Origin of the sequence: Paenibacillus hunanensis, from assembly GCF_014645615.1 — a bacterium.
In the GTDB taxonomy this organism is placed as follows: Bacteria; Bacillota; Bacilli; order Paenibacillales; family Paenibacillaceae; genus Saccharibacillus; species Saccharibacillus hunanensis.
In genome coordinates, this window is sequence record NZ_BMMB01000028.1 from 1 (window position 1) to 3,029 (window position 3,029).

Here is a 3,029-nt window from a genome sequence, read left to right on the forward strand (position 1 = left end):
TGCAGGGCGGGGGGACGGGCTAATTTTTTTTTTAGCAAAGCTAAAAAAAATAATGCCTCCCCCCCTTCCCCCCCCTGCAGTACTGCAGGGCGGGGGGACGGGGGGATTTAGGGATACGGGCAAAAGCGGAAGGTAATAAACCGAAATAAGGCTAAAGTGACTTGAACACTTACAATTACCGTTATGAGCGGTATGCTCTACCAATTGAGCTATAGCCTCTCATACATATAAATATAACTCTCATACATATAAATAGACGCCTTGCGGCTCTATATATATATATGTATTTACGTATTTAGACTAGGCGGGATTCGAACCCGCGATTTTAGCATTGAAAGAGCTATGTCGTACCACTTGACCACTAATCCTTAAAATAGCCCAGTGCAAGTATCGCACTTGCTTCTATTGATTACAAAACAATTGCATTACTTTTATGCTAACCAGGCTCATTACCCCCCTCCTTGGCGGGCCCCCCATCTTTCCCCCGCCCTGCAGTACTGCAGGGGGGGGCATAATTAAATGTGATGGGGACCTTGAGCAAAGGAGGGGGTAGCGAAAATGTAAGATATATTAATCATTCAGTTTTTTATAAAATTAGTACTTAGTTCCTTAAAATCTCTAGATTATTACAAACTAAGCCTATTAACGTAATATTTTCTTACGTATATTTAAGAAATATCTTAAGGTAAATTTCGTGCCTATATGCTTTCAGCACTTATTTTTGACTAACTTAGCTTTCCTGCCATGCTTATGCTATTGTATTTACTCAAGTGACGGTAACATCCCTGTAATATCCTTGCGGAGCATCACACATGAAATTAATATAAGGCACATAAACAACAGGTAAACCAGAGGTTAATAAAACTGTTATACAACTAGGTATAACAATAGTACCCCATGTTCCTTTCGTACAAAGGTTAATCCTTATTATATTCTAATTCCCTCTAGAGTACCCTACATAGTTTCTGCATCCATGAGGATTAGTCAAGCCGACATCGAGGTGCCAAACCGCGCACTCATTTTGTACACTCTTGCGCAAATTAGCCTGTTCAACTTGTTATCATATTGATTTATTTCCATCATTCACATAATGGTTCAGACTATTTCTTCATTTCTTTTTTATATGTATTTTTATTAGTTAATCTTAATGTAATATAAACAACCTACCCCTCAACAAACCCCCGCAAGCTTGCGGGGGTTTAGAAGTGGCACTTCCTAATCCCCCCCCCCCCCCTGCAGTACTGCAGGGCGGGGGGACGGGGGGATACGGGATTTCTATTTACCGCTAACTCAACCTTTTACTGCAAAAGCTCCAATACGACGTTTAGATGTAAATATTGAATACTCTACATTAGGTTTAGCATAACCTCTCATATTTACAGATGATAACCCTTTATATGACGAATCTAGATTTTTTAATCCACCTTTTCATTTTACTTTAAATAAAGATCTATCAGCTCTATAACGTTTAGTTAATCTACCTTTAATTTCCAGTCTTAGACCACCCATATTTTTATAATTTATAGAATTAAATATGATTTGATATATTTTTGCATATTTTTTGGCCTTAGCGAAGCTAGAAACTTTAGGCTGCGCCTTAGCATTTCCTCCTAGCGAAGCTGCGCCTGCGCCTTTCTGAATAAATTTAGTAGGCGAGCCTCCACTCTTTGAGTGGAAGGAAGGCTGCTCCCCCTTCGGGGAGCGAAGCGCTCATACCCCTTTTTGGCTGACTAAAAGAACATTATAATATAATTTATTTAACAATTCAGATAAATTATTACGCTCCGCGTACGAAGCATCATTTAATATAAAACTTAAATTGAGATTTTTAAACTTATTTTCTAATAAATTTCAATCTACACTTTTTATTAAGGAAGCTTTTTCCTGAACTCTATTTATTTTAGGTAAATTTGCCTTATTTAATATAACATCCATAATTTTTATTACACGGGCATTCCTGTTTTTCAATTTAAGTGCTAATATTTTAGTCAATATATCACTATTAAGAAGAAAAGATCTCATATTTACAATATTAAACTCTACTTTTTTATTATAATACTTCATTATTAAATTATTTAATCTATATAAAAGTTTTTCTTCAAATTTATACTTATTAAGATCTAATCTTAATTTGTATTTTCTAAGAAGTATTAATTCTTTATATAGGGAAGCTATAATTATTTTTCTCCAAATATTCACATGAGATTCAGTAATTCAAGGTAATACACCACGTAATCTAAAAGGTAAATACAGATTTGATAATACCTTACCATCCTTATCTACCCTTATAGGAACACCACTCAATATTACACGTTCACTAAAAGAAATTATTTTATCAAAAACAAAATAAAAAGATTTTTTTAATTTCTTTATTTTTTTATATAAAGATATCTTTTCTCGATTAAAAGTATACACAGTTAAAATAGCTTTAGTATTAGTATGCTTTATTTCCGCTTTACTAGCATATATTTTATTCAGAGATACAACTTTAACTTTAGAAAGTCTCTTTTTTTTGAATAAAATTTTATCCTTAAATTGTAAATTAAAATAATCTTTTATTAAGGAATTAATATTTATATCAAAAAGAGGTAAATTTTTTAAGTTATTATGATTAAAGACATAAATACTATTTTTTCATTCTTTAGATATAGGAGGGAAATATCTCGTTCTTCCTAGGTCAGAATTTTTTATCTTAAAAGGTATTAATTTATTATTATTATTATTTATATATTTACTAAAAATTACACTAGCGGAAGAGGAGGCTAAATTTTTATTATTAGTGTTAGTGTTAGTATTATTCATCTTAAATTATTTTACTACTTGCTGATTTATATATTTTATACATAATAAAAAAAAGAAAGTTGGGTGTTAATAAAGGATTATTGTTAGCATTACTCACCTTATAGTCGTTGAACGATTTTATCTTTTTAGTAGGCACTAGCCACTAGCCACTAGCCACTAGCGAGCTACACTGTGTGCTAGCACCCACCTTATGCTAAGATAAATTTCGCTTCAAATTTACTTAAATT

Annotated in this window: 2 tRNA genes; both read right to left on the minus strand. The window is 32.7% G+C overall.

The window, feature by feature from the left end:
* Positions 1 to 146: 146 nt before the first annotated feature.
* Positions 147 to 219 (minus strand) — tRNA-Ile (locus IEX62_RS24165).
* Positions 220 to 296: 77 nt separating this feature from the next.
* Positions 297 to 368 (minus strand) — tRNA-Glu (locus IEX62_RS24170).
* Positions 369 to 3,029: the final 2,661 nt, after the last annotated feature.